General features: G+C 43.8%; 22 protein-coding genes. 7 read left to right on the top strand and 15 right to left on the bottom strand.

What is annotated here, in order from left to right; translation table 11 throughout:
* Nucleotides 1-3: 3 nt before the first annotated feature.
* Complete coding sequence (locus OCV29_RS21925) at nt 4-486, bottom strand: TRAP transporter small permease (RefSeq protein ID WP_073602895.1); 483 nt, start codon at nt 484-486, stop codon at nt 4-6.
* A gap of 119 nt (nt 487-605) precedes the next feature.
* Between OCV29_RS21925 and OCV29_RS21920 the strand changes: the two genes are divergently transcribed.
* On the top strand, nt 606-1,538 hold the full coding sequence (locus tag OCV29_RS21920) for a LysR family transcriptional regulator (protein WP_245796784.1): 933 nt from the start codon (nt 606-608) through the stop codon (nt 1,536-1,538).
* A 159-nt stretch (nt 1,539-1,697) separates the two neighbouring features.
* Here the strand turns inward: OCV29_RS21920 and OCV29_RS21915 are convergent, their stop codons facing one another.
* On the bottom strand, nt 1,698-2,438 hold the full coding sequence (locus OCV29_RS21915; protein WP_073602897.1) for a 2OG-Fe(II) oxygenase: 741 nt from the start codon (nt 2,436-2,438) through the stop codon (nt 1,698-1,700).
* A gap of 108 nt (nt 2,439-2,546) precedes the next feature.
* Between OCV29_RS21915 and OCV29_RS21910 the strand changes: the two genes are divergently transcribed.
* Entirely contained in the window at nt 2,547-2,780 is a 234-nt protein-coding gene (locus OCV29_RS21910; protein ID WP_073602898.1) for a hypothetical protein, read from the top strand.
* 47 nt (nt 2,781-2,827) lie between these two features.
* Here OCV29_RS21910 and OCV29_RS21905 read toward each other — a convergent pair whose 3' ends face one another.
* From OCV29_RS21905 to OCV29_RS21895, 3 genes are all read right to left on the bottom strand, one after another.
* A complete protein-coding gene (locus tag OCV29_RS21905; RefSeq protein WP_073602899.1) occupies nt 2,828-3,193 on the bottom strand; it encodes a DUF413 domain-containing protein in 366 nt (121 codons plus the stop codon).
* A 201-nt stretch (nt 3,194-3,394) separates the two neighbouring features.
* Nucleotides 3,395-4,288: a LysR family transcriptional regulator gene (locus OCV29_RS21900; RefSeq protein ID WP_073602900.1), complete on the bottom strand. Its 894-nt coding sequence runs from the start codon at nt 4,286-4,288 to the stop codon at nt 3,395-3,397.
* Between the two features lie 355 nt (nt 4,289-4,643).
* Complete coding sequence (locus tag OCV29_RS21895; RefSeq protein ID WP_073602901.1) at nt 4,644-5,480, bottom strand: hypothetical protein; 837 nt, start codon at nt 5,478-5,480, stop codon at nt 4,644-4,646.
* A gap of 236 nt (nt 5,481-5,716) precedes the next feature.
* Between OCV29_RS21895 and maoP the strand changes: the two genes are divergently transcribed.
* Nucleotides 5,717-6,055, top strand: a complete 339-nt coding sequence (maoP, locus tag OCV29_RS21890; protein ID WP_073602902.1) for a DUF413 domain-containing protein — start codon at nt 5,717-5,719, stop codon at nt 6,053-6,055.
* Here maoP and OCV29_RS21885 read toward each other — a convergent pair.
* Complete coding sequence (locus OCV29_RS21885; RefSeq protein WP_073604932.1) at nt 6,052-6,828, bottom strand: EAL domain-containing protein; 777 nt, start codon at nt 6,826-6,828, stop codon at nt 6,052-6,054. The two genes, maoP and OCV29_RS21885, sit on opposite strands and share 4 nt — an antisense overlap.
* Nucleotides 6,829-7,040: 212 nt before the next feature.
* Complete coding sequence (locus OCV29_RS21880) at nt 7,041-7,625, bottom strand: FMN-dependent NADH-azoreductase (protein WP_073604931.1); 585 nt, start codon at nt 7,623-7,625, stop codon at nt 7,041-7,043.
* A gap of 230 nt (nt 7,626-7,855) precedes the next feature.
* On the opposite strand from OCV29_RS21880, the gene OCV29_RS21875 reads away from it, so the two are divergent.
* Nucleotides 7,856-8,923: an aldose epimerase family protein gene (locus tag OCV29_RS21875; RefSeq protein ID WP_084193432.1), complete on the top strand. Its 1,068-nt coding sequence runs from the start codon at nt 7,856-7,858 to the stop codon at nt 8,921-8,923.
* A gap of 123 nt (nt 8,924-9,046) precedes the next feature.
* Here OCV29_RS21875 and xylA read toward each other — a convergent pair whose 3' ends face one another.
* Nucleotides 9,047-10,366, bottom strand: a complete 1,320-nt coding sequence (xylA, locus tag OCV29_RS21870; RefSeq protein ID WP_073604942.1) for a xylose isomerase — start codon at nt 10,364-10,366, stop codon at nt 9,047-9,049.
* A gap of 297 nt (nt 10,367-10,663) precedes the next feature.
* Here xylA and OCV29_RS21865 point away from each other — a divergent pair, with 297 nt between their 5' ends.
* Nucleotides 10,664-12,058 (top strand): sugar porter family MFS transporter, encoded by a 1,395-nt coding sequence (locus OCV29_RS21865; RefSeq protein ID WP_073604930.1) that lies wholly within the window; start codon nt 10,664-10,666, stop codon nt 12,056-12,058.
* A 58-nt stretch (nt 12,059-12,116) separates the two neighbouring features.
* Here OCV29_RS21865 and OCV29_RS21860 read toward each other — a convergent pair whose 3' ends face one another.
* Nucleotides 12,117-12,335, bottom strand: coding sequence for a hypothetical protein (locus OCV29_RS21860; protein WP_073604929.1), 219 nt, complete (start codon nt 12,333-12,335; stop codon nt 12,117-12,119).
* A 295-nt stretch (nt 12,336-12,630) separates the two neighbouring features.
* On the opposite strand from OCV29_RS21860, the gene OCV29_RS21855 reads away from it, so the two are divergent.
* Nucleotides 12,631-13,656, top strand: coding sequence for an IS630 family transposase (locus tag OCV29_RS21855; RefSeq protein WP_084193431.1), 1,026 nt, complete (start codon nt 12,631-12,633; stop codon nt 13,654-13,656).
* 136 nt (nt 13,657-13,792) lie between these two features.
* Here the strand turns inward: OCV29_RS21855 and OCV29_RS21850 are convergent, their stop codons facing one another.
* The 5 genes from OCV29_RS21850 to ovoA all read right to left on the bottom strand — a co-directional run bounded on the left by OCV29_RS21850 (nt 13,793) and on the right by ovoA (nt 20,330).
* The gene (locus OCV29_RS21850; protein ID WP_139281644.1) at nt 13,793-14,302 is read right to left on the bottom strand and encodes a hypothetical protein; all 510 of its coding nucleotides are present in this window, start codon (nt 14,300-14,302) and stop codon (nt 13,793-13,795) included.
* Between the two features lie 455 nt (nt 14,303-14,757).
* A complete protein-coding gene (locus OCV29_RS21845) occupies nt 14,758-15,693 on the bottom strand; it encodes a DUF4225 domain-containing protein (protein ID WP_084193430.1) in 936 nt (311 codons plus the stop codon).
* Nucleotides 15,638-16,132, bottom strand: a complete 495-nt coding sequence (locus OCV29_RS21840) for an Hcp family type VI secretion system effector (protein ID WP_073604924.1) — start codon at nt 16,130-16,132, stop codon at nt 15,638-15,640. The genes OCV29_RS21845 and OCV29_RS21840 overlap by 56 nt, the downstream gene beginning before the upstream one ends.
* A 236-nt stretch (nt 16,133-16,368) precedes the next feature.
* Nucleotides 16,369-18,162, bottom strand: a complete 1,794-nt coding sequence (locus OCV29_RS21835; protein WP_073604923.1) for a lipase family protein — start codon at nt 18,160-18,162, stop codon at nt 16,369-16,371.
* Between the two features lie 53 nt (nt 18,163-18,215).
* Nucleotides 18,216-20,330 (bottom strand): 5-histidylcysteine sulfoxide synthase, encoded by a 2,115-nt coding sequence (ovoA, locus tag OCV29_RS21830; protein WP_073604941.1) that lies wholly within the window; start codon nt 20,328-20,330, stop codon nt 18,216-18,218.
* Between the two features lie 357 nt (nt 20,331-20,687).
* Between ovoA and OCV29_RS21825 the strand changes: the two genes are divergently transcribed.
* Nucleotides 20,688-21,998 carry a ferredoxin reductase family protein gene (locus tag OCV29_RS21825; RefSeq protein WP_073604921.1) on the top strand — a complete coding sequence of 437 codons (1,311 nt, stop codon included), beginning with the start codon at nt 20,688-20,690 and terminating at the stop codon, nt 21,996-21,998.
* Between the two features lie 137 nt (nt 21,999-22,135).
* On the opposite strand, the gene OCV29_RS21820 is transcribed toward OCV29_RS21825, so the two are convergent.
* Nucleotides 22,136-23,329 carry a trans-2-enoyl-CoA reductase family protein gene (locus OCV29_RS21820; RefSeq protein WP_073604940.1) on the bottom strand — a complete coding sequence of 398 codons (1,194 nt, stop codon included), beginning with the start codon at nt 23,327-23,329 and terminating at the stop codon, nt 22,136-22,138.
* Between the last annotated feature and the right edge of the window lie 69 nt (nt 23,330-23,398).

Genomic DNA, 23,398 nt, shown 5'->3' with positions numbered 1-23,398 from the left:
GTTTTATACCTTCTCTGTAGCCAGTCGGGGCATGGTTAACTTTTTGGTTAACCGCACAATATGGAGCAGAATGAATCCACTGATCAGCACCAGGCCGATAAAGAGCGAACATTCGTAGATGAGGGTGGGAATATATAAAGTCGGCGTTTCTTTTTTCACCCGGAGTGCATATTTAAAATAGTCCCAGGCCCAGTAGGTGAGCCAGACTGAAATGACAAAGCTAATGACTTCACCAATCAGAGCCAGAAGCGTGTGTCCCCATTCTGATTTGATAAAAATTTCCAGGACATTGGCCCGAATCTGAGTATTTTCACGGGAAGCATTGACCGCGCCCAGCATATACATCCAGAGTGTGGGAATGATGGTCATTTCTTCCAGACCCATCACCGGAACTTCAAAAACATAGCGGGTGATGACCTGAATGAATTGCGCGAAGGCAACAACGCCTATCAGTATCGTCAGTAAGTATTTAAACAACCGCTCCACAAAACACTTCCTTATGTTAACTAATGTGAATGATTTGTTAATTTAAATGATGACACATGATAAAAACAAATTTAAAATATCTTTGATTCAATAAATTTTTCTTATAGGGAAGGATGCCTGTGACGATTAATTTGTCGATCAAGCAGTTAGAAACATTCAGAACCGTGATGCGTTCTGGCTCCGTTTCTGAGGCTGCAAGATCGTTGTGCCGGACGCAGCCTGCTGTCAGTGCCATGCTGGTCAGTCTGGAAAATGAGCTCAATTTTCAGTTGTTCGAGCGTGACAAAGGAAGGCTGACCCCGAAGCCGGAAGCCTATTTTCTGTTGGAAGAAACGGATGCAATCCTCGAAAGGCTGACCCGTACTTCCCAATTAATGGCTGAAGTCAGTAATTTATCCCGGGGGCACTTACGTATTGCGGCCATGCCTGCGGCTTCTCTGTATTTTATGCCGTATGTGATTGCAGGATTTGTCAAAGACAGACCGGACGTTAATGTATCGATGATGATGCGAAGCTCAATGATTGTGCATGACTGGATTGCTGCCCAGCAATATGACATTGGTTATGCGGAGATGCCGAAAGAAAGAGATTCTATTCATGTAGAGCCGGTTATTATTAAGGGGGTTTGTGCTATTCATAAAGATCTGCCGTTGGCTCAAAAATCATGGATTACACCGGAAGATCTGGATGGTGTCGCTCTGGCAGCACTGTTTTCACAGCACCCTAACAGTGAGGCATTGCGTCTGCTTTTCGAAGAGAGAGGGGTCAGGTATTATCCGCGTTTTGAACTGCAAAACTATATTTCCGGCTTTGAGCTGGTTGAGAGAAAACTGTGTTGTTCGGTATGTGATCCGATGAGCGCAGCCAGCTATAGTATTAATAAATCCCGTCAGGAAAATGTCGTGTTTCGCCCGTTTAAACCTGACATCATTTTTGAACACGCAATTATCACTCCCGCACATAAACCACTTTCAGGGGTGGCGCGGTGTTTTATTGAAAGTATCCGTTCAGGGTTGAATGAGTTTATGCCACCGGGATGTTTTGTTGAATAATACCAATTCCACTTATTTTTCTGCTCAGAATGAGTCTGGTTTCGCAAACCGCTCAAGACGTGCCTTTTTCGTTTACAAACACGCCCAGGGGCATCCATGCCCTTGTCAGCTTACTGCACCAAACCCAGCATTGCTTGTCTGATGAATGGTCAACAGCCTCTAGTCGGTTTCAAACCAGTCTGTCAGGCCGTTATATTCTGCATCCTGTGATGGTGAAGCCGTATAATAATAGAGTGCGATGGATTTTCGGGTGACTCCATCCGGAGTGCTGAGAGGTTTTGGATGACCGTGAAGTGAGCCCTTATCCGTATTAAACACAACCAGACGGTTAAATCGTGGTGCAACTGATTTAACGCAGGTTTTCCCGTGCTTATCCCATAATTCCAGATGTCCGTTATAGCTGTCTTTCCAATCCTGATTTAAATAGAAGATAACATTGAGCCGACGGTAGATATTCAGGCTTTCAAGATGGTTAAAATCGGTATGAACAGCCAGTTTGCCGCCACTCAGGATCTGGTGAAGTCCGCCACCGTTGAAATAAGGGTCTGGCAGCAACCCTTTGATGCCGGTGAGTTTTTCCAGAAAGTTCAGGAAAGGGTATGCGTTAAATGCATGAAGCAGGGTGAGCAGATCCGGGTCGACACCTTTAAGTCTTGAGGCATGGCCAATCCCCTGTTTTTTGGGCTGGTGAACCGTATCTCGTTTGGTCCAGTCGAGCCATATATCTGAGGTCGGTTTAGGGAAGGCTTTTAAGGCTGCTTTTGCTTCTTTTTCCGGCAAAAAGTGATCAAGAACTATATGACGAAATGGTTCTGCCTGATTGTAAGCTTCATGATGGGCCGAGCCGAGAGTTTCAAGAGAATCAATCTGATATAAAAATGGTGTTTTTTTTCTGAACATACTAAAACTTATCCGATATTTTGAAGTGCTGAAAAATCATCAGGCCTGACCGACGGGCTGAGCTTCCACTTTGAACAGGCCTTGATACAGCGTCATCACCTGACGTGCATGGTCTTTATTGATGTCTGCAAAGATAGTTTCCAGCCCGGTTGTGATACGGTGCTGGCGTCAGACATTCTGGTGCACTATGCCTGCTTGTTTGTTGATAATCAACTTTATTACATACAGAACTGTTTGATGAAACGTGACGATGAAAGTGGTATGGAATCAGCGGGGTTAAGGGGCGTATACACCGGTCAGAAAACGCCCAAGGTTGATGGTGCATTATCAGCGGAAGAGTGACTGCCGGCAACGGCTGGCAGTCACAGGAAAGGCGTGAGGGTCAGCCATCATCCATAGACTTCATCTGACATCTCAGCGTCAGTGACATCAACGTTTAATGTTTCCTGATGCCGTCTGTTGCCGTTCAGTGTATGGAATGATTTTCTTCCTCTGGCGATCTGAATGTATTTCAACCAGGTTTTCTCTATTTTTGATTTCGATTTTCCCGGATTGCGGAGTGCTTTCAGAAAGTGTTTTTCTTCAGTATTCACAGGCATTATTTCTCCGGACTCCAGAGCCTGCAAAGTCTGCCCGTAGGAGCTTAAGATATCATCTTCTGCCAGAGTGAAGTTTCCTGATTTACTGAATCCTCTCGGAAAAGCTTTGTTGTCATAGAAACGTTTTTCACCAATACGAATTTCACTTTCAACCATGTTTGTACCCTCAAAAGAGATAAGTTGACTTGTTTCGAAGCAAAATTATTTTTTTATGGGGAAAAAATCCAGCGAATTATTTTTTTGGTAACAATAAATATTATTTATGAAACTTGCCGGGGTTTGACACGACATGTTTTTTGTTAAGGCGCGCATAAATTTTCACCGTACGCCCCGTGTTTACAAGGATTTCAGAGGAGATTATTCATCAGGTTCAACTTCCCCTGCCTGAATCAGACTATATGCAGTGGTTGGATCAATTTTGCGGATGAAACTTTCAATGTCGAGAATTGAATTCAGAGACGAACTCTTTTTCCTGTATGTCAGATAAAGCGGCCTGGTGATTTCGATACTGTCCTTCACACGTACTAACTGACCCGAATGTAAAAAAGCTTCGACAACTGATGTGGGCAGGTAAGCACTGCCACCTTTTTCCAGAATAAAATCCAGTGCAATTCTTCCCGTTGATGTGCGTAAAAACGGCGCATGTTTTTGCGGATGACGCGCTGCATGTTCAGATGCAAATGCGGTTCCCCAGTCGACATAAATATAGCGCTCAGATAGGGCTTCTTCGACATTGCATGGTGTTGCGGCAACCAGCACAAAAGTTAAATCAGTGAGCTTGATACACTCAAATTCTTCGGTTTTGAATGCATCGAATACAAAAGCCATGTCGATGGTTCGTTCATTGAGACCACGGCTAATCAAGCTTCTGCTGAGCACTTCTGCATTAAAGCCGTAACCACGAAATGCTTCTGTAATCATACTCAGGCAACTTTGCAGATATGCATCCCATATATTTGGGGTTCCGGCAATGGTGAGCTGTAAGGCTTCTGAACTTTCCAGTGATAATTCATATTTCGCCTGCTGGAGCGTCGTCACCATCACTTCTGCATAGCTGATGAGCCGCTCACCGGATGAGGTGAGTCTGATATGGTTTCTTTCCCGGGTGAAAAGCGTTGTACCAAAGTAGCTTTCGAGTTGTTTGATACGGGCGCTGACGGCTGCCTGAGTAATATGAAGATTTTCAGCAGCGACGCCAAAATGTCTGACCCGGGCCAGTTCAAGAAATGTACTTAAAACTCTAACGTCCACGATTTGCTCTTGTTATGGGTTTGATTTCAATTGATACACATCTGTGCCATTAGACAGAACTTTCAGCGAAAAAGAAAGCATTTATGTTTATATACCTCAATGCATGATTCAGTGTGGATTCGAAATGTGCAGTTCAAGGAAAGTGAATGCAGGAATACGCCCGCCTTTCAAATCTCATTGAACACTGCACTTTCAGGTCGTGTGGGTATACACGGTTGATTTCGGGAATAAAGGATTCAGTGCTATCAACAAGTCTGATTCAGGGAAGAGACTGAAGACATACTCTCTTCCCGGTGATGCAAGCCGGTGGTTCAGTGGCTGCCTGGTGGATTAAAATATTGATCTGAGTGATGAATCAGGAGCCAGTGAGATATTCTGAGAGGTGATTGGTTCGTATTTTATCCAGAATTTTCTTGGTTTCTCTGGAAAATAGCAGAGATTCAGCGTCGCCGGTCAAATGTATCAGAACAAGCTTTTCTGAAGTGATCAGGGCTTGGATGACATTTAACACAGAATCAAATTGAGACGTATAAAGCGTTGGTATCATTTTTCTGACAACGGAACCGAGGTCTATATATAAAGCTATGCGTTCATGTCGCTGGATATATGGGTCCAAAGTATGGTGTAGTTTTTCCGTATCTGCCGAATAGAACGCCTGACTACTAAGCCATTGAACTCCAGACGACATTGCCGCCTGTGACTCAAATGGCAGCACCGCGTTTTCATCAACCCCTAAGCTTAATAATTCAGCATTGATATGCTCAGCTGTGATTTCTGTGTAGTTTTGCACCGGAATCAGATTAATACCACTGGCCAGGTCAATTTTCCGGTTCAGGTTAATAATTCCGGTTTTATCTGTCTGAAAGCTGGTCAGACAGGCTTTGAAGCTTTGACAGCTATTAGAAATAATAACGGGTAGCGCGTTCCGTTGTATTAAGGTGCAGACACATTGTGAGAGTTTCTTCAACTCAAGACTACCGGAAGTTCTGGCAGGAAAGTAACCACCATTGTTCATATGTGCGCTGTGAGGCGTGTCGCTGTACTCATACCAGTCAAATACAGACTCAATTGCCTGTTCTGCCTCGTAATAAAGTGAATAATCATCAGCTTCTTTGAAAAAAGAGCTGATTAAAACCAGTTCTCTGGAGGGTACTTTAGCCCTGTGAAATTTTTGGATAATATGTTTGAACATCAACGACTCCGGCATAATAACTGTGCCTTTACGGGCATAAACGCGCTATTTCCCCCAATGTTAATAAGGATAATTAAAAATACCAAAGGAATGTCGGAAAATAATTTTTATCGATATGAAAAAATCAATTCATTGGATCCGCTGAAAAAAACTTGATAACTATATCCAGGTTCCTGAATCGTGCATCTTCAGGTTGTTTGGGCGTAATATTTATTTCAAATTATTCAGAAATCAAGATGAAACATATTCAATTTCGTATGGGACAGCATCAGTTTGAAGACCATGAAAACTTTCCGGATGGATTTGTGGAGTCAGGACACTTTACGGATGCTGAAGAAGAGATGCTGGTCTATTGGGGCGAGACAATGATGGCTCTGGCTTGCGGTGAGCTTGAGCCGGTCAATGAAGAAGAAGCACATTTTATATTCATACTTGCTCACCCGAAGCTGGCGATGTCGCCCCTTGAAAAAGTCTGGCTGAAATATTGCGATATCACTTGTGGCTCATATCTGGCAACAGAGTCTTTGAGAAAAAAGACGTTTGAGAACAAGGCGTATCTAAGAGGTAGACTCTAATTAAAATGGCTGAAGTCGGCATCCGGTAATTGTTCAAGGCGTGGTTTGGCAAACAGAAAACCCTGCATCAGGCTGATGCCGTGTCGTTGCAGCCAGTGTGCCTCATCCCGGGTTTCAACCCCTTCGGCCAGAACCTGAATACCCAGCTCGGCCATCATTTGAAGAATACCATTGATGATGGCCTGTTTTGCCGCATGACAATCAACACTGCGTATGAGGTGCATATCCAGTTTCACGATATTAGTTTGAAAATCTGCGAGCAGGTTTAATCCTGAATATCCGGAACCAAAGTCGTCCAGTGCCGTGATAAACCCTAGCTGATGATAGCAGTCGACAATATTTTTGATATGAGATGTATCGTTAATTTTTTCCGCCTCAGTAAATTCAAACATAATATTCTGAACAGGGAAATCGTAAGTTCTGGCCGCGTCTAAGGTCGTTCGTATACATCGTTCCGGCTGATAAATTGCGTTGGGAAGAAAATTAATACTCAAAATTCCCTGAAGATGAAGTTGAGCCGCCAGTTGAATTGCTTTGACCCGACAGTTCTGGTCGAACTGATAAATATTATCCTGATTGAGTTGTGCGATGATGCTGGCTGCGGATTGATTATCAAGACCACGAACAAGCGCTTCATAGCCAAAAACAGATCGCGAATTGAGATCGACAATTGGTTGAAAGGCCATCGTAAAACCGAACCCCGGATCATTTTTATTTTTGCACCGTTCACATCTCAGGGAATCCATGCCATTACCATTTTGATTCATTTGCATATATTCATATGATTGTAGTCATATAAATCAGGTCTATCCAAGATATGAGATAAAATACTAAATCTGGCAGGCTGACAGAGAGCGGAAACAGGGCAAAAAAAAGCAGCGCTAAAAACGCTGCAAAGGATAGTATAACAGGAAAATAAAACTCTTTTTTAAACTCATTTTGTAAACACTTGGTTATGAGTTTTCCTGAATCAATCACGGCTGGTTTATACCGTGATTGTCTCCAGCTGGGATTGAGCGGATGCGATGCCTTTTTGTGCCATCTCATCACCCATGTTTAATGCTTCTGCATAAACAAATTCAACATCAGTGATACCGATGAATCCAAGGAATAATTTGACATATGGTGTCAGAATATCACTGGCTGAATCTTTATGAATGCCGCCCCGGGTGGTGATAACAATGGCTTTTTTGCCTTCAATCAACCCTTGCGGACCGTTTTCAGTGTACTGGAATGTCACGCCCGCTCTTGCAATCAGATCAAACCAGTTTTTCAGCTGAGTCGGAATCGAGAAGTTATACATTGGCGCAGCAATGACCAGAGTATCTGCGGATTTGATTTCCGCAATCAGCTGATTGGATAAATCAACAATCTTTTGTTGTTCTGCGGAAAGGTCTTCTGTCGAGCGAAGTGCTGTCGCTGCTGTAAAATCTAATACCGGCAGTGGATCTGCGGCCAGATCACGGACAGTCACATCACTGCCGGACTGATTCAGGTATTGATCGATAAGTTTTCCTGACTGGGAATATTCACCAAGAATGCTGGATTTCAGAGCAAGTACACGAGACATATTCATTATTCCTTTCACTGTGTTCATGTGGATGCGTTTATCCTATGCCTGATGGGGGAATGGATAAAGCGAGTGATTTAGCCGGAGTTGTTCGAAAAAACTGAATGGTTCACGAATGATCAATAGTGTGATCTGGCTTTAAGTAACGATTTTCCGTTAAGCAGATATGAATTTTCACAATAGTTTCCCGGTTCGCCTTTTTTACACTGAGCAAAAAGGAGGAGCACCAAATGTCTGTTAACTGTATGGACCAGCTGGAAAAAGCGGTTTATTTTTCCTGCTGGGAAAATGATTACCATTTGTATCATCTGCGCAATGCATGCGGCACACAGGTAGATATCAGCGATCTGGGTGCAACAATTGTTCATTTTCTGGTCCATGATGAGCAGGGGACGCGCCGGAATATTGTACTGGGTTATGACCGTCCCGGTGATTATCTGGAAGGAGAGTTTTTCATTGGCGGAGTTGTAGGGCCGTGGGCAAACCGGATTGCCGGGGGAAGCTATTCATTGAATGAGAGCCGGGTAGCACTGGATAAAAATGAAGGAGACAATCATTTGCATGGCGGCTCCTGCCAGTTGCACAAAAGAAAATGGCAACTCATGAATATTGAAGCAGGTACGGTATCACTGAGAACTTGTGTCAGACGGGGAGACGGCGGATATCCGGTTGATATAGATATTCATGTGACTTATCGGCTGACGGATGACAATGAACTCTATATTGATTATTACGCTTGTCCTGAACAGTTATGCCCGGTCAATCTGACTCAGCATAGTTATTTTAACTTAACCGGGCATTCCGGTTCGGTGTTTGACCATGAACTTGTTCTCAACGCTGGCCAGTACTGGGAAACCGACTCTCATTCAATTCCGATCCGGTGTGAATATGTGCTAAATACCCCGATGGATTTCCGGCAGCAAAAAAAACTGGGGGCAAATTTATCACCACTGCATCGTATGTTGCTGAATACACGGGGATATGATCACTGTTTTATGCTGAATGGCAACGGGCTCCGCCCGGTTGCACAGGTTTTTGAGCCTGAAAGTGGTTTGTTTTTGAAAGTCTTGACAACCGAAACCGCGATGCAGCTTTATACCGGTAATTTTTTAGTTCAGGAATCTGCTCAGGGTAACGATAGTCAGGGCCGGAAAGGATTTGCGCCATGGTCTGGTTTGTGTCTGGAGACTCAGTGTATTCCGAACCAGATTAATATGCCTGAATTCAGCAATTATGTGACTTATTCTGCAGCGCATCCTTATCGCTCAACCACGGTTTATCAGTTATTCACATCCTGAGATTCAGCCATGTTTGAACACGCTCTGGTCAGTGATAACTCTGGTTAATGATATCTTTGGTCAATGATAAAAAGCACCGTTCCGGCGCTTTTTATCTGTTGCCTGACCGGGGTCCGGGAAGTGCTATTTATAAATAAACCGGTTAACAATATTTTCCAGATATTCCTGCTGGCCTGAATGTTTGACCGGAGAAATATTATTTTCAACCGCCAGCGTAGCCAGTGATTCCAGACTGTGATCGCCGGATAAAATACTTTTTCCCAAATCCTGATTCCAGTCAGCATAGCGCTGTGCAATATTTCTGGATAATACATCATTTTCTATCATTTCAGCCGCACGTTCGAGTGCCAGTGCCATGGTGTCCATTCCCCCAATATGGCCGTAGAACAGATCTTGTGGATCAATCGAAGGACGACGTAATTTTGCGTCGAAGTTAAATCCACCTGTTGTAAATCCACCGGCTTTGAGGATTTCATACACCACCAGCGTATTTTCTTCGACACTGTTCGGGAACTGATCCGTGTCCCAGCCGAGTTGTGGGTCACCACGGTTAGCGTCAATCGAGCCAAAGATTCCCAGCGAAGTTGCGGTCGCAATTTCATGGTGGAAGCTATGACCGGCCAGTGTCGCATGGTTTGCTTCGATATTGACTTTAATTTCTTTCTCCAGACCAAACTGCTTCAGGAATCCGTAAACCGTTGCCGTATCAAAATCATATTGATGTTTGGTCGGTTCCTGAGGTTTGGGTTCAATCAGAATTGTTCCTTTAAAGCCGGTTTTATGTTTATGTTCCACCACCATTTGCATCAGGCGGCCAAGCTGTTTGCGCTCCTGACGCAGGTCGGTATTCAGCAGCGTTTCGTACCCTTCACGTCCTCCCCATAAAACATAGTTTTCACCGCCGAGCCGGTGGGTCGCCTGCATGGCATTAAAGATTTGAGTGGCGGCATAAGCGAAAACCTGTGGATCGGGGTTTGTTCCGGCGCCTGACATATAGCGGGGATTAGAAAAAACGTTCGCTGTTCCCCATAAAAGTTTCACACCTGTTTCTTCCTGCTTACGCGCCAGAATATCCACCATCTGGTTAAAGTTCCGGACATATTCCTTCACTGACTGGCCTTCCGGTGCAACGTCAGTATCGTGGAAACAGTAATAAGGGACGCTTAATTTGCTGAAGAATTCAAAGGCATGATTTGCTTTCATTTGTGCCATTTCCATGGCGTCTGCGGATTGATGCCAGGGGCGTTCGAATGAAGCTGCACCAAACATATCGGCACCCGGCCATACAAGATTGTGCCAGTAACAGGCGGCAAACCGCAGATGATCTTTCATCGATTTTCCCAGAATCATCCGTTCTGCGTCATAGTGGCGGAATGCCAGTGGGTTGTCTGACGCAGTCCCTTCAAATTTAATATTGTCTATTTGTTTAAAAAAATCACTCATTTTTTTGTTCTCTTCCGGATATGACATGAATTTATACTTGACTGGTTTTAATCCGGTGACAATTGCGATTTTTCTTATCCCTATTATTCATTTTTTTAACTATGAGCCGGGTAGATAATTTGCTTCGAATAATCAATTTCTGTTGGGTCTGTCTGATTTTAATTGCTGAAAAAGCAAACTGTTTGAAGGGTCACATTCGTTAAATTACGTAAAGTCGTTGGTAAATTTCATGATATTAAAATGCTCAATTTATCAGCGAAGATATATTGACCCTACATAGATAAAAGAGATAAAAAAATGAAACCTGGTACGAATATTTTACATTTAACCCTGGTGGTTGCGCTGGGTGGTTTACTATTCGGCTATGATACCGCCGTAATTTCTGGTGCAACGGAGGCACTCCAGTCTTATTTTCATTTAACTGCCGCAGAACTGGGGTTTGCTGCTTCATCAGCATTGATCGGTTGCGTTATCGGGGCTTTAGTGTCCGGCTACACCAGCAGCCGGTGGGGGCGACGGGGGGCCTTGCTCCTTGCCGCGCTCTTGTTTCTGATTTCTGCAATTGGTTCAGCGATTCCCGAAAGCTACTGGACTTTCGTTATTTACCGGATTATTGGTGGCATCGGCGTGGGAATCGCCTCAATGGTTTCACCAATGTATATTGCTGAGGTTTCACCCCCGCGCCGCCGGGGCGGATTGGTTGCCTGTAACCAGTTCGCAATTATTTTTGGCATGCTGGTTGTTTATTTTGTCAACTATGGTATTGCTCTGATGGGATCAGATAACTGGCTTTGGTCATTGGGCTGGCGTTATATGTTTGCCTCAGAAGCCATTCCGGCCACCGTATTTTTATGCCTGTTGTTCACGGTTCCGGAAACACCGCGCTGGCTGGCATTAACAGGACGTGATGAAGAGGCTTTTGCGTTGCTCAAAGCGATTAATCAGCATGAATCAGTCACCGGCCAGTGGCAGGAGATTAAGCAGTCACTGGCAGTCAGAGAACATCCGGGCATTATTGCCAGTGGCTTTTGGGCTGTCCTGGTCATCGGTATTATGCTAAGTGTATTACAACAAGTGACCGGTATTAATGTGTTTCTTTATTATGCGCCGGTGATTCTGAAGGGATTCAGTGAATCGACCACCGATATCGCACTGCTGCAAACGATTCTGGTGGGCGCGGTGAATTTAAGCTTTACTGTGATGGCAATTTATACAGTCGATAAATTTGGTCGCAGGCCTTTAATGATGATCGGTGCAGGTCTGATGGGGGTGAGTATGCTGGCCATCGGTACGGCAGCATATCTGGATGCCATCGGCGGTTATTTGCTGATCTTTATGTTGTTATACATTGCTGCTTTTGCACTGTCGCTTGGCCCGGTGACCTGGGTACTGCTGGCTGAGATTTTCCCGAATCATATCCGCTCTAAAGCACTTTCCATTGCTGTATTTGCTCAGTGGGCTGCGAATTTCGCGGTCTCGCAAACTTTCCCGATGATGAATGATAAGCACAGCCTGATTTATCAGCAATTTAATGGCGGATTTCCATTCTGGCTCTACGGTGTGATGGGGATTTTCACCGTTTACTTTATTTACCGCTGGGTACCGGAAACGAAAGGTAAATCGCTGGAGCAGCTGGAAAAGCTATGGCACAGCAAAAATAAACGCTCAGAGGCAGCAGTATTATCCCATTAAATGAAATATCAGATCGGATGCGCCTTCATCGGAAGGGGCATCTCAACAGCCACAGATTTTAGTGGTATTCAATGTTCAGCTCTCTGGCCGGCTCTTGTGCGGTTTCCTGTGGGGTGACCGGAAATGCCGGTGCCGGCAGCAAGGGGATCAGCAACTGTTCAATCTCCGGCCAAAGCTCTTGTTTGCTGATCGAGTGTGAGTACAGCGCAAAATACGGCAAACTGCCCGGTGTGAGGTGGCGGTGATGGGTTGAAATGAACAACAGGGACAGGCACATGGCCATTCTTTCATGCTAAACTGATGATTATCATCGACTTCATCATATTATTTTGCGATATTAGGTAGTTTATTAAATAGAACATATCGAGATAAAGCCAAGTCAACAGTATAATAGGTTAAATTTCCTACGTGTTCCCTTGGTATGTTCTGATATATAATCTTTAATGACTCGTCTTTTGACGTCCAGTTAAAAAAATAAAAATATTCAGAATGTGTCTAACTTCGTTAATATCTATACCCGTGATCATTGAAGATGCTTGATTTTCCGAGAAATCAGGATCATGCTACGCACTATGAAAATAATACTGACTTCTCAACAGAAACAGCAACTCGAACAGATGCACGATTCAACTCGTGATGGTCGAGTGCGCGATCGCATCAAAGCAGTTTTACTCGCTTCTGAAGGTTGGAGTCAGAGCATGATTTCTCAAGCACTTCGTATTCACGAATCCACCGTTGCTCGCCATCTCAGTGATTATGTCCTTTCTGAAAAACTGAAGCCTGAAAATGGTGGTAGTCAAAGTCGACTTTCTGCGCCCCAAACCATGCAGCTTATCGAACATCTGGCTGAGAAGACTTACTTTCATACCTACCAAATTGTCGCTTATGTAGATGCTGAGTTTGGTATTCGCTATACCGTTGCTGGTATGAACAAGTGGCTACATCACAATGGATTCTCATATAAGAAGCCTAAAGGTGTTCCTCACAAGTTTAGCGCCGAGCTACAACAGGCTTTTGTTGAGTATTACCAAGCTCTAAAACAGAGTAATGCTCCCATTTTATTTATGGATGCGGTTCATCCAACTCAGTCAACTAAGTTGAGTTATGGCTGGATCTGTAAGGGCCAGGACAAACTAATAGAAACAACAGGTAGCCGTACTCGCCTTAATATTATCGGAGCCTTATCGCTGGAAGATGTTGGTGCAACAGTGACTGAAAACCACGACACGATCAACAGCGAAAGCATTGTTCGGTTTTTCTGGAAGCTGAAGAAAGAGCACTATCCATTAGAGCAGAAAGTTCACCTCATTTTGGATGGTGCGGCCTATCACCGAACCGAATTGGTGATAAATGCGGCAAAAGTACTCAATATCGAGCTTCATTACCTACCACCATACAGTCCAAATTTAAATCCGATAGAACGACTGTGGAAAGTGATGAACGAACATGTTCGAAATAATATTTACTTTTCCTCGAAGAGGAAATTTATATCGGCTATCAAAGAATTTTTCGATGTAACATTACCTGAGATTGCAGGTTCATTGACGTCCAGAATTACGGATAATTTTCAGTTATTGAAACCTGCATCTTCAAGTTAAACGGGTATATAAGTAATTTGATCCTGAATGAGCTATTCGCTGATATTTAATTAATGTAATTCCGGAAATTTAGTTACTATTGACCAAGCATCTTCAATGATCACGGATATAATTTATAGAACATGAAATTTTAATATTATTCATTAATTATAACTAATTGATTATGTTTATTTGGTCTCAGTTTAAATCGTTCTTTTGCACTAAATATATAATTGTAATCACATTTATTTTGGCATATCTTTATAATTTCTGTCATTAATTTTTTACCATTTTTTAAATGTTGAATGTCTAGTGGAAGGTATGTATTTTCCTCTAGCTTAATTATGATTGTACCATCATTTATAGCTGGTGTTTTTTGTTTTTTTATGAACGTCTTTCTATAGGTAAATAAAATGTGATACCACCTAAGTATTGGGCGACCAATGATTATTTTTGATATATTATTAAGGTTGATTTTTACTTTAACAGGATCCCCACCTAATAACGTTTTTTTATCCAGAGACCAAACTTCAGTGGTTTTATACTTATGATATCTTCTATGTATAAAAAAGATGGGATATATTAAAATAATCAGTACATATATCGCCATCAAGAGAGTTTGATGTTGGAAATTTTCAATTTTAGTATCTATTACCCACAATAACAATGATAATAACCCGGAAAATAAAACTAAAAAAAAACATAGTGTTATAGTTAACTCTATAAAGAAGTTAATTATGTTCGAGAGCTTTAATTTTGTATTAATAAGATGTTGGGTCTTCATTATATTATATGTCATATAGGTTTTTAATCATTAGGTATATTAAAAAAACTTATCTTTTTGTTTTAATTTTGGAATCGTAAAAATAAAAAAGTAAATAGTAAAAAACAAGCATGAAGCTCGTACAGACTTTGTTATTTCATGTTTTTCTAATATGCTTGACAGTAAAAAAGTGGCTTGTTTTTTATCCAATATATATATATACTGTGTGACAGTTACCATCCAAAATATACTGTAAATGGACCAGATAGCTCTATTTGTGAATCCGCGCTTAGCTATTATTCTAAATATAATAGCCAATATAATAGAAACTATAAATAAAATAGTTACTGTTGTTGTCATTATTTTTTCTCATGTTTTATATGATCTATTTCACTGTCGATAGAAAACATATTAAAAATATCGGACATACCTTCAGCAAAGAATGCGTGATTTGCCATCGTTTTGTAGCCACGAATAAAATCAGATGAAATATTTTTTTCTAATTTGAACACGTGATTAGTCTCAAAAGCTACTGATGCCTTATTTAATACTTGATTCTTCGCAGGATTACCCATGACGAACTTTCCACTCATACCATATACAGATAATGCAATATCAGCAGAGTAATATGCTATATTTCCATAGTATTTATATTTAGATTTTTCTATATCTGGATCAATATAATGAGCAATTGAAGTTAAAGGAAAAGCTATAACTTGGTAAGCAAATTTGACAGGGCCAACAGCATCTTCATTTCCATTATAAAAATATACTAAACTCTCATATACATTATTAACACCATGTGCTGCTAGTCCGGCCGCAAATACTGTTGCTATTCCACCTGATTGAACCTCCGCGTAAACCCCTCCAGCTATCTGTAAAAGTCCCAATGGTATTGCTGCACCTTTTTTTATTTCTACAGGCATTTCGTCATAATAATCAGCAACTTCTCCCAAACTTGGGACATCAGGAAGTTCGTTATAAAAGTTCTCTGCTTGATTAACTAAATTCTTAGCTTCAGCTTCCAGTTCCTCAAGTGCTTTTTCAGCAGTCTTTAATCCATTATCCACTTCCTGTGAAATAGAATCTACAACTTCAGATATTTTCCACACCAGTAATGATTGAAAGCTTAAATCATCTGCATGTTGATGTGAAAGAGTTGAAGCCTGAGTAACTAAATTTTTAGAGGCTTCTTCAACTTCCCATCTTTTATGTAAATCAATTTTTTTTTCTTTGATATTATTCAAGCCAGCCACCTTCATCCCAGTGATCGTAACCCATGGTTCCGCAGACATTGTGATTCCAGATAATTTCTTTATAACTCAACTGGATGCTTTCATGCATTTCCTGATGATTCGCATTTGTTGTGTGTGGGAGGGTAAAATTGATTTTTGATATTACGGCTTTTTTTAGCTCAATTGAATAGTATTTTTCGTTATAGCCTTGCTCGTTTGTACGATAAAAATTAATGGTGCAGTCAAGGTGTTCCTGTTTCGCAAATGCTGTGGCAAGAAGCGGTGAAGACTTATCGATATTTTTTACAATATGAAGTGGTGCATGAGCCTTGCTATGTTGCTGCGGCCCTTTTGCCATCACGTGATTACAAGCCAGCACAGTAATCTCATCCGCGTGAGTTTCCTGATACTTATTTCCCATTGAATCTTTGGTGTTACAGCCGCTGGAGATCATGCCTTGTTTTTCACCATTAATGGTGATGTATGCTACGTGTGCCATCTGATGTTTGTCTCATAGTTTGGAAAATGGCTCCATTCTATTTATCAATAAGTTTTATGTCTATCTTTTCCTTATGAAATTATGCTGTAAATTGATACCCACCCCAAAAGTTTTGTATACGTTACATGTGTGAACTGTCAGTATTGGCCTGAAGGTTCTGTTGAAATTCGCCGGTTTGATTCCCGGGGCATGATGCCAAGACTTCACTGTCTGATTTTTGGTGATGTTGATTGCTCCTATTCGGTGTGTTCATATTCAAGGGTCCGCGCTTGCGCGGGTTCTGATTGTGTCACGGGCATGGTGACCGGAAATGCCGGTGCCGGCAGTAAGGGGATCAGCAACTGTTCAATCTCCGGCCAAAGCTCTTGTTTGCTGACCGAGTGTGAGTACAGCGCAAAATACGGCAAACTGCCCGGTGTGAGGTGGCGGTGATGGGTTGCTTTTTGCTTTTCAACCGGGTTTAACAACCTGATATGACATTCACTGATAATTTGCGAGTAGGTTTGCATCAGCGGTAGCAGTTGTACCGCTGCCTGATACGCGGGTTTGATACTTTGCCGGCATGTCAGAGCCGAGCTGATAATTCGCCGGAAGCTGTGCGGGCGGGCGCCAATATATTTTGTGAGCAGTTCAGTTGCTTGCGTGAGTCCTTTCAGTAGTGGCGTTACTTCACTTTGTGATGCGATCAGGGAAAATAGCAGTTTCAACAGATTTCTCTGGCTGGATTGTTCTTCAAAATCAGCTTCTGCCTGTATCAGTTGTTTCGTTAATTGATTAAAACGAATCAAATGTTCCCGGCTGAAGTAAGGATCTTCGGGTGTGACATCCACATGATGCAGTCTTTCTGCGAATTCATAATCCAGTTGGTGTCTCGGAGAAGTCCGGGTATTGTCGAAAGATTCAATCTGATTCAGCATCAGTGCACAGATAAAATCAGACAACGGTCCGCTGGCTGTTTGTCTGTCAATTGAGATGATCGCCATGAGCTGAATCAGAGATGGGCTCAGGTCATTGAGCAGTGGAATCAGCCGGTAGTTTCGTTTGAGATGATAGGTCATCAGTGTTTTCTTCATCCGGATGATATGACGCAGCAGGGCCATGATCAGCTCATTTGCCTGTTCAAACAACTGATCGGTAATGAAGTAACGGCTTTTCCCCGGAGAAAGCTCAAGCAGGTCAGGTGCAGATGGATAATAAAGGCAGGCATGCAGTCTGGAAACGGTTTTCTGAATGTCGTAGAGCGCCTCTTCAATATGTTCCAGAACATTGATCGCTTCCTGAAAGATTGTGTGTCCGTCTTGTGGGCGCAGACAGTAATTCTCCGGATGCAACAGAAGTTGTGATGGTTTGAAGCGGCTAAATACGGCTTTCAGCTTTGGCCAGCAGAACGGAAGCGGTGAATCTTGAATATACTTGAGATGCGCTTTCAGGCCGGGGGTTTCCTGCTGCATCTCTTTGATGGCAGTCATGAAATCATACATGGCAAAGTCAGCAATGACCCGTTGAGTCAGGTCAAAATCATTGGTCACATTAATGATGGCACAATCCTGATGGAGCCGGGTGGTATCCAGTTGATGCTGGTACTTGAAGAATGGGGTTGAAAGGTAAATGATACTTTTTATTTCCCAGTGAGAAGGCCACTGGCACGCTTTGGCCGCGCGTTTTGTCATCTCATTCAGCACATTACCCCCATGGGAATGGCCAATCAGGTGGAAGGCGACTCTTTTGCCGAGGTAAGCTTCATAACAGGCTTTTTTACCGTTGCTGCCGCATAACCGATCCGCAAGATAAGCACCGGCAATTTCACGATTGGCCTGGGTGTTATCCCCGCTCCAGCGATGCTCACCGAAGATGAACAGATTGGGCCGTTCTGCACAAAGACGTCTTAATCCTTTGATTAATTTTGGATAATCTTCCCATTCTTGAGACTGACGATCGTTTTGAACCACATTTTCAGCCTCGGAACTGGAAAAAACAGGGCCTGTGGCACCGGGAATAAGAATAAAAATGTGTTGTGTTTCCTGATTCATCGTGATGATCCGTTCGCCTGATAATTGATCGGAGTGATAGGTACAGCCCGATATCACAGTGATGTTTTTCGTTCCCAAATCGTGACTTCAGAGAGTGTATGCTGAAATTTATGGCTGGTTTCCCGGATCACAAACGGCACAGGATCCGGTGTCTGCAACAAACGGAAGTGAGGGCTGAGAATCATTTTCAACCCGTCCAGTGTGGTGAAGTTTTCTCCGTCTTTTTTAAATCCGCCGATCCATTCATGTTTTCTGGTGTGTTCTTCCAGCCAGGTGTATGGTGAGGCAATAATCAAGATGCCATTGGGGTTGATACGCTGATAAAATGTGGTCAATAACTGCTGCGGACTGTAGAGGCGATCAATCAGGTTAGCGGCAAGCACTAAATCATATCCCCGGTAATGGGGTTTCAGATTACAGGCATCGCCCTGAAGAAAAGTAACCCGGCTGGCTGTTTGATCTAAACCGAGCGCGGCCAGAGTGCGCTCGCGCAAGACCACCAGCTCACCTTCATCAACCAGGCTGTAACGCAAAATGCCGCTGTTCCTGAACTGATTGGCGAGGTCGATAAACCGGGCAGAAAAATCAATACCGGTCACCTGTTCAAAATCCCGCGCCAGCTCAAACGATGCACGACCCACAGAACAACCTAAATCCAGTGCATGTCTGGTTTGGCGGCCAGACATTACCTGCCGTGCCAGTGTCGTCAATGTCTGATGGAAGTTGGCAACACCGAAGTAACTGTCCCCATAATGAAACTCCGCATATTCAGACAGCAGTTTGTCGGTTTCATAGTGGGAGACAGCCTGTTCGGGAATATCGCCGCCAACCACATAACGAAATCCGGCATGCTGGAAAAAGTGACGTCTGAACGCATAGCGTGACCAGGGCAGCGCTTCATTGCCCGTTGAGATCCACGATCCGCCCTTCATCAGGTTATGCTGATCATCGAAGGTTGGGGTTGTAAAATCATCATAAAGCGGATGGACATCAAATCCTTCATAGGGATAAGTCGGTGTTTCCGTCCATTGCCAGACATTGCCGGCAACATCATAAAAGTCACCGTGCCTGAAATAGTCTACCGGGCAGCTGGATGCCCAGTGATGTAAATGCAGGTTCGCCTTGTCAGGCTGGTCTGTCAGTAAATGCTGATAATTGCTGTGGGCAAGAATACGGTGCCATTCATCTTCTGTTGGCAGACGCACCGGTTGATTGAGTTGTTTCGCTTTCCAGTTACAGAAAGCTTTGGCCTCATGATAGTTGACTTCTGCGGGCCAGTTCATGGGCAGTGGAATTTCGCGGGTCATCAGCCTGAGTTTCCAGCCATTCTCCGTGGTCCCCCAAAACTCCGGACAGTTTGCCTGAGCGTATTCACGCCACGCCCATCCTTCCTGCTCCCAGTATGCCTGGGTCTGGTAGCCCTGAGCTTCAACAAAGCAGAGAAATTCCTGATTGGAGACCAGATAAGTGCTGGCCAGAAATTCATCCACTTCAGCTTTGTGCTGGCCGTATTCGTTGTCCCAGCCGTAAATGGGATCGTCATAGGCTTTGCCAAGGCAAACAGAACCGGCCGGAACCTGCGTCAGCTCATTGTCCGGTGCATTTCCGGATATTTCACACACAGGCCAGTCCGGACTGTCTTTGACCAGAGATAACTGATGCTGTCTGATCAGAACAGAAGACGTTTCCAGATGGATTCTCTCGTGCTCGATGCCCATCACGACAGCCCAGAATGGGTTAGCCCAGTTGATAGGTAAACTCAGTGGTGCAGTGCGGATAATATGATCGACCAACTGGCGAACCTGTGCCCGGTATGCCCGGACATCAGCCACATCCGGCCAGTGATAATGTGTGTCATCCAGGTCATCCCAGCTCATTTCATCCACACCGACAGCAAACATGGATTCCATGTCCGGGTTAATTCTTTCATCTGCCAGGCCTGCCAGTAACAACTTGTTGATGAAAAATGTTGCGGTGTGTCCGTAGTAAAAAATCAGCGGATGGCGCAGAGCAATGGGCTTTTGGTAAAAACTCTCCGTGGTCGCAAGCAGGGTAAATAACGATTCATATTCATCATATGTGGCGTGAAAATAGTTCAGTAACTGTTCACGGGTGTGCTGAATATCCGTTTCAGATAAGCAGAGAGAAACGGGAAGTGTGTTGTTCATGGTGTCCTCGTCATTATCCGTATAAGTGCTTTCACGCATATATATTCAAAGTGTAGACCCATTTTTGTAAAAATTGGCAGTAAAAATAAGCAGTAAAATCAGGGTGTGGTCACCTTTGAAGCTGGGGGAAGCCGCATGTTGCCAGATATTTACACTGAATAAAAAAGAGCCGGACTCATCAGCTAAATGATAAATGACCGGCTTCTTTTTTATGATCTGTGCAATACATTTATCATTGATTTTAAACAACTTGATTCATATTGATCTTTCTTAAGTTTCTCTTAAGAAAGTGCAATTAGATTCACCCCTTCACTGAAGATACATAGTTTAGATAAATCTGATGAAGGGCAGAAACTCATGCTGAAATTAACGTTATTGCTGTTTATTTTATGGTTACCAGCATTATTCACCGGGCTGGAAGATGCGGGTAATTTTTATGATTGGCGTCATCAGCTGATTATGCTGACAGGCATTCTGGGCACCGGTTATATGGGGATAGCTTCTCTGCTTGCTGTACGGTTTGAGTGGGCTGAAAAGCTGGTGAAAGGGCTGGACAAAAGTTATGCCATGCACAAAAAACTGGGGATGGGGGCTGCAGTGACCCTGACTGCGCACTGGTTGTTGATCAAAAGTGCCAAATGGCTTATTGCTGCGGGATGGATTGCAAAACGGGTGCATCATCATCACATCGTTGAGGGAATCAACTGGCATTCACTGGCGAAAGATACGGGGGAGTACGCATTTTATATCCTGCTGGTTTTTGTTTTGATCAGCCTGATGAGTCTCATCAGTTACCGGCAATTTAAATCCATCCATAAACTGGGCGGTTTACTGATGATTGCTGCGGTCTTCCATTCGTTGTTGCTTCTGGACTGGCATATGCCGTCTTTCGCCATTGATGCTGTGGTCATCATGATTTGTGTCGCGGGCGTGGTGGGTGCACTGCTTTCACTGAGCGGAAAAATCGGTCGCCGTAAAAAAGTGCCGGGTCTGCTGGTATCGGCTGAACCTCTGGCAGCTGATGGCGGTGAAAAGCAGATCGTGCGTTTTGTGGTGCAGCTTAACGCGCCTATTCAATACCGTGAAGGGCAATTCTGTTATCTGGATTTTCATGATGGTGAGTCACCTCATCCTTTTTCTGTCCTGAATTATGATCCGCAAAACAACCGACTGGAATTCGCTGTAAAAGATTTGGGTGATTATACCCACAAGATGGTTCAGTTCCTGAAAACCGGACAGGCAGTCACCGTTGAAGGTGGCTACGGCCATTTCCAGATTCCGGCAGCAGATCATCAGGTCTGGATTGGTGCCGGTATTGGCATTGTTCCGTTTATCTCCCGTTTATACTGGTTGAACCGACAGGCAGGGCAGCAAAGTAAACCAGAACTTGTCCATCTGTTTTACTGTTTCAGATCAGAAAGAGAAGCCTTTTTTGCTCAGGAAATCAAACGACTGACAGCGCGGCTGGATTATATTCAGATGCATCTGTTTGATGCGGAGCAGGGCGCATTGTTGTCAGCATCGGATATTACCGGAAAAATGTCCGGAAAATCATTTAATGTCAGCTTTTGCGGCCCGGACCTGTTCGGCAGGCAGCTGGCAAAATCGTTGCAACAGTGGGGATTACCGCCAGCTGCTTTTCAGCGGGAACTATTTAAAATGCGCTGAATACTCTGTTATCAGGGATAACAATTATCTCGCCCTCCGAATATATATAGCCGGAGGGCGTTTGTTTCAGAGTGCGTTATTTTATCTTAAAAGCCGGAACATCAGTCCCGGCTTTGTGAACGAAAGCGGATGTGCTTTCAGTGTGTCTCTTCTGTCAGTGTATCTTCAGACGATGCACTGTCGGATTGAGGAAAGCCAAATCCGTTCAGCCGCATAAATTCTGCTTTGATTTTATGGTAATAGCTCTGTTGTGGTAAGTTTTCCGGCGTGATTTCCTGTAAAAGAACCCGGACGCAGTCCTGTACCTGTGGCGATAACTCATATTCATCCAGACGGATGAGTCGTTCACTGTCAACCTGAACTTCCTGCGGCCCATAGAGTTTATCAGTAAATAATCGCTGCATTTGTGCATTGCAGTCTTCATTCGTTCCCCGTTGGTCAAGGACTTTACTGAGCATCATCAGATAGGGGAGTAATCCCGGAATACAAACACTGGCCCGGGTCATCAGTGCCTTACAGACAACGGCATAAGCACCACCGTCAAAATTGGCCAGTTTCAGGTTTAAAGCGTGGCTGGTCTGGTGAAGGTCCACTTTGGCTAAACCAAGTGTCCCGTTGAGATAGACTGGATAGGTCAGGGGAGAGCCGACATAAGAGAAAGCGATGGTTTGGCAGCCCGGTGCAATCGATTCAGAATTAATCAGCGTATCGACCCAGCTTTCCCATACTTCCCCTCCCATCACCTTCAGTGTGGCGCTGATTTCGGCTTCGGTTGCGGGGTCAATCCTGGTTTCATGGCATTCATCTGTGGCAAAGTCTATGGCCGGGCAGGTGACCGCCTGAGTCGTCGGTTTGAGCACGGCACGCCAGTATTCATCGCTATCCGGCTGTTTTCGTTTGCCGGAGGCAATACTGTAGATAATCAGATCAACTTCACCATCAAAATAGGTTTCGATGGCTTCTACAACCTCATCTTTGGTGGTCTGGGAGAATACATCGCCCTGAATATTAATGGCTTCATAACCGGATTTTTCAGCATATTGTCTGAAATAAAGGTTGTTGTAATAACCGGCATTGCCACATTGTTCTTCTTTGGGGGGCGTATCGAGAGAAACACCGATGGTTTTCGCGCCTGCACCACCAAAAGTCAGTGCAATCCGTGCAGCGAGTCCCAGACCAGAAGATGATCCAAGAATTAAAACCCGTTTCGGCCCATGCTTAATCTGAGACGCTGAGCGGGCATACTGAATTTGCCGGAGAATAAACTGCTCACATCCGGCCGGGTGAGCATGTTTTGCAACAACTCCCTCAATCAATGAATTTGTGTGCATCATTTGGTTTACCTGCTGGTGGTGAAACTTTATTCACGTTATCGTAAACCGTATGGATATTTTTTGAGT

The organism is Vibrio aerogenes, assembly GCF_024346755.1.
Lineage (GTDB): Bacteria > Pseudomonadota > Gammaproteobacteria > Enterobacterales > Vibrionaceae > Vibrio > Vibrio aerogenes.
Note: the sequence above shows the minus strand (reverse complement) of the source record. Positions and strands in the feature narration are given on the sequence as shown.